The following is a 4364-nucleotide window of genomic DNA, read 5'->3' as shown; positions in this document are numbered from 1 at the left end:
CCAGTCACCAGTCCCCAGTCACCTTATCTAACGTACACCAGCTTTGACACCAGTACCGTTTTTCTGTGTAGCATCTTCAGGAAGTTCCACACCAAAAACGCGAGCAAAAGCTTTTTCTACCTTATACCCAGAATCAATAGATTCTAACGGATCTTTCCGTAGACGGTGACGCAGACATAAAGTAATTACCCGACGAATATCATCAACAGTAACTTCTGTGCGTCCTTCAAAAGCAGTTAAAGCTTTAGCAGCACGGTTAGTAACAATATCACCCCGCAAACCATCCACATCTAACTCTGAACAAACCTCAGAAATTTTCACCCGCAGATCATAATCAAGATTCACCTGGGGTAACAATTCCTGAGCTTTAACAATCTTCTCCTGTAAAGCTTCCTGATCCGCCTTGTGTTGTTCCAAATATCCCACAGGGTTGCGATCAAAATCTCCCCGTTGTTCCACAATTTGCACCCGCAAAGCAGGTTCTTTCACCGTGTGAATTTCCGCGTGCATTCCAAAACGGTCAAGCAACTGGGGACGCAGTTCACCTTCCTCCGGGTTTCCCGAACCCACCAACACAAACCGAGCAGGGTGACGGATAGAAATACCTTCCCGTTCCACAGTGTTCCAACCACTAGCAGCAGAGTCCAGAAGAACATCCACCAAATGGTCATCTAACAGGTTCACCTCATCCACATAGAGAATACCCCTGTTTGCTTTAGCTAAAAGACCCGGTTCAAAAGCTTTCACACCTTCAGACAAAGCCTTTTCAATGTCGATAGTACCGCAAACCCGGTCTTCAGTAGCACCCAATGGTAAATCTACCATTTGCACTTTTTTATGAGCTATGGGAATTTCAGCCCCTTGTGCAGCTAACTGACGGACTTCATCGCTCATCAAGTCCGGGTCATTGGGGTCACTGTTGAAGGGGTCATTGGCAACTACGGGTATCTCTGGCAACAGGTCAGCCAAAGCACGGATAGTTGTAGATTTGCCGGTGCCGCGATCGCCCATGATCATCACACCACCAATTTTAGGATCAATCACATTTAACAGCAGAGCCAGTTTCATTTCTTCCTGGCCGACAATAGCAGTAAACGGAAAGACCGCACGACGCGCACTTGCTGTAGTTTGAGCAGTTGGAGTCACTAAATTACCTTAACAATATTTTTCTTATTACAACTTCCTATTTTGCCACATTTCGGGGCATGGGGCATTGGGTTATTCATCCTCCCAGTCACCAGTCACCAGTCCCCAGTCCCCAGTCCCCAGTCCCCAGTCCCCAATCTCATATAATCAAAATATTCAAAGACCAGTGAAATCTATCATGTTAGATTACAATCCCCTGGCTTGTATGCCTTCTTCAGAAGAATTACCAGACTCAGACGAAACACCTGTGGATAATGAATTACAAGATTTAATTCCTGGATTGCTTAAAGCAATATTAGCAATAATTTGGGCTGACCGCATGGACTGGTTTTTTGGTGTGGATATGGGCATTTATTATGACCCCTATCAACCACCAATTGTCCCCGATGGATTTTTAAGTTTAGGGGTTGAGCGTTTTTATGATGAAAACTTGCGTCCTAGTTATGTACTTTGGGAAGAAGAAAAATTACCAATTTTGGCGTTAGAAGTTGTTTCTCACAATTACAGGAATGAGTATTCAACAAAAAAAGATGAATATGCCAAATTAGGTATATTATATTATGTAGTTTATAATCCCACTCGTCGCCGTAAACCCCGGTTAGAAGTTCACAAATTAATCAATGGAGTTTATAAATTACAAGATGGTAATATCGTTTGGTTGCCAGAAATTGGTTTAGGAATTGGTATAGAAAGAGGAACTTACCAAGGCATTACTAGAGAATGGATGTATTGGTATAACCAACAAGGAAAACGCTTTTTTACACCAGAAGAACGCGCCCAATATTCCCAACAACGCGCTCAAATTTTAGCAGAACGTTTACGAGAAATGGGAGTAGATCCTGATAGCTTAGTTTAAGCAATAAAGGACTTCCAGGAAATAAATTATCCAATCTTGTCTTGTGGGATGGGCTTCTAGCCCGTCCAGGTTTAATTACGGCTGATGACTACGACGAATTTCTGTAATTTGGTCTGCTACATCCAATAGAGATTTCGGCATTTGTGGACCAGTGAGAATGATATCAATATGAGAAGGACGGTTTGCTAGAAACTGTAAAACCTCTGTTTCTGGAATTAAACCAAAATTAATCGCTAAACTTAACTCATCCAAAACCACAAGAGAATATTTCCCTTCAGATACTACCTGTTGTGTATATTGCCACAACTTTTGTAATGCTTGGCTTTCTGTTTCATCTAAATTTGGTGTATCTATACAACGTGGTAAATCACAACGAATCCAATCTAAATTTTGCCCCATTTGTATAGGTTTGTCCTGTCCTTGATAAATACCACCTTTGAGGAACTGCACTATTAACACTGGTGTACCTTGTCCAGCAATTCTTAATGCTTGTGATATAACACTAGTAAAAAAGTTACGATGAGGGCTAGTGAAAACCTGTACTAATCCAGCTACAGAATATTGTAAGCTGAGTGTTGAATTGATACTGGGGGTTTCTAATTGGGCAACCATCATAATGAAGATAAACGGTAGTATCTATCAATTATCTAAGATAACAGGACTTACGCAAAAGGAAACGAAAGTAGGGGTAATTCATGAATTACCCCTACGCAAGAATAAGGTTTTCAGTCACATCTTGCGTAAGTCCTAGATAATTTTAATTTTTTGAGTAAAACAGAGTTAGGCAGTAGTGAATTTTAAATGATGATGATGAGGAGTGAATTGTGGTGAAATTGGTGATTTTAGGAGGTTCAGGCTCAGGAAAAAGCACTCAAGCACAAAGGCTTTGCAAATACCTTGATATGCCTCTGATTTCCACCGGTGAGATTTTAAGGGAAACTATATCTGGTAATAAATCAGCTAATGGGTACGGTGAACCAAATGATTTAGTCTCCTCTGCCAAACCTTATCTAGAAAAAGGGGAATTAGTTCCTGATGAAATGATGATTGAATGTATCAAAGTTCGCCTCAGTCAACTGGATGTTAGTTGTGGTTGGATCTTAGAAGGCTATCCCCGAACTGCTTTTCAAGCTGAAGAACTAGATTTTTTGTTGGACAGTTTAGGGCAAAAAATAGACTGGGCTATTTATCTGCAAGTACCAGAAGCGGTAATGGTTAGCCGTTCTTTAGGGCGATCGCTCCCAGATGATCAACCAGAAATTGTCCAGCGGCGTGTAGAACTATTCTATGATTGCACCATTCCTATTTTAGAATATTATGATCGTCGTCGCCGTCTATTAACCATTAATGGTGACGACTCACCAGAACAAGTACAGCACAATATTCTGAGTTTAATTGGTGATGGGTGACAGGTGATGGGTGACTGGGGACTGGTGACAGTGAATAGATAATTATTTATTCCCAATTCCCAATTCCCAATTCCCTGACTTCTGATAATCTCAAAGCAGAATGAACAAATTTTCAAAATTCTGAGGCAAATTAAATGGCTTGGCAGCGTCCCGATGGTCGAAACCCTTATGAACTACGTCCACTGAGTTTTTCACCTAATTTTACCCGCTTTGCCCCTGGTTCAGTGTTAGCAAAATGCGGTGATACTCAGGTACTTTGTACTGTAAGTGTCACTGAGGGAGTACCCAGGTTTTTAACCGGGAGTGGTAAAGGTTGGTTAACGGCTGAATATCGGATGCTACCATCTGCCACCCAACAGCGACAGGAAAGGGAATTATTAAAATTATCGGGACGGACACAAGAAATTCAACGTTTAATTGGACGTAGTTTAAGGGCAGCTTTAGATTTTGAAGTGTTGGGAGAACGGACGCTAACTGTAGATGCTGATGTATTGCAAGCTGATGCGGGAACGAGAACAACAGCAATCACAGGTGGTTTTGTGGCTTTAGCCCATGGTATTTCTCAATTATTGCAGCGGGGAGTATTAGAGCGATCGCCGTTGTGTGGACAAGTGGCAGCAGTTTCTGTGGGCTTATTAGAGTCAGAAGCATTTTTGGATCTTAACTACATTGAAGACGTAGCCGCCACTGTAGATTTTAACGTTGTCATGAATCACAATCTAGGAATTATTGAAGTCCAGGGAACAGCAGAGGACGGCAGCTTTAGCCGTCAGCAGTTAAATCAATTGTTAGATATTGCCGAAAAAGGGATACAAGAATTATTAATAGCTCAACGGGATGCAATACCTAATTGGAATACCTTGTTTGCTTTGGGGTAATGGGTAATGGGTAATTATTTTTTCCTGCCTCCTTCCTCCTGCCTCCTGCCTCCTGCCTCCTGCCTCCTGCCTCCT

General features: G+C 41.8%; 5 protein-coding genes. 3 read left to right on the top strand and 2 right to left on the bottom strand.

What is annotated here, in order from left to right:
* Window positions 1-27: 27 nt before the first annotated feature.
* Window positions 28-1146, bottom strand: a complete 1119-nt coding sequence (gene bchI / locus FFR48_RS25815; RefSeq protein ID WP_096572098.1) for a magnesium chelatase ATPase subunit I — start codon at window positions 1144-1146, stop codon at window positions 28-30.
* A 178-nt stretch (window positions 1147-1324) separates the two neighbouring features.
* Between bchI and FFR48_RS25810 the strand changes: the two genes are divergently transcribed.
* Complete coding sequence (locus FFR48_RS25810) at window positions 1325-2002, top strand: Uma2 family endonuclease (RefSeq protein WP_137669334.1); 678 nt, start codon at window positions 1325-1327, stop codon at window positions 2000-2002.
* Window positions 2003-2077: 75 nt separating this feature from the next.
* Here FFR48_RS25810 and FFR48_RS25805 read toward each other — a convergent pair whose 3' ends face one another.
* Window positions 2078-2614, bottom strand: coding sequence for a P-loop NTPase family protein (locus tag FFR48_RS25805; RefSeq protein ID WP_096572862.1), 537 nt, complete (start codon window positions 2612-2614; stop codon window positions 2078-2080).
* Window positions 2615-2829: 215 nt separating this feature from the next.
* On the opposite strand from FFR48_RS25805, the gene FFR48_RS25800 reads away from it, so the two are divergent.
* Window positions 2830-3411, top strand: a complete 582-nt coding sequence (locus FFR48_RS25800; protein ID WP_137669333.1) for an adenylate kinase family protein — start codon at window positions 2830-2832, stop codon at window positions 3409-3411.
* Between the two features lie 134 nt (window positions 3412-3545).
* A complete protein-coding gene (gene rph, locus FFR48_RS25795; protein WP_096572099.1) occupies window positions 3546-4289 on the top strand; it encodes a ribonuclease PH in 744 nt (247 codons plus the stop codon).
* Window positions 4290-4364 lie beyond the last annotated feature (75 nt).

It is taken from the genome of Sphaerospermopsis reniformis (assembly GCF_005402885.1).
GTDB lineage: Bacteria > Cyanobacteriota > Cyanobacteriia > Cyanobacteriales > Nostocaceae > Sphaerospermopsis > Sphaerospermopsis kisseleviana.
Note: the sequence above shows the minus strand (reverse complement) of the source record. Positions and strands in the feature narration are given on the sequence as shown.

Excerpts from the sequence above, each read along its gene's own strand:
- FFR48_RS25810 (WP_137669334.1), top strand. The coding sequence starts at position 1,325 with ATGTTAGATTACAATCCCCTGGCTTGTATGCCTTCTTCAGAAGAATTA.
- FFR48_RS25805 (WP_096572862.1), bottom strand. The coding sequence starts at position 2,614 with ATGGTTGCCCAATTAGAAACCCCCAGTATCAATTCAACACTCAGCTTA.
- rph (WP_096572099.1), top strand. The coding sequence starts at position 3,546 with ATGGCTTGGCAGCGTCCCGATGGTCGAAACCCTTATGAACTACGTCCA.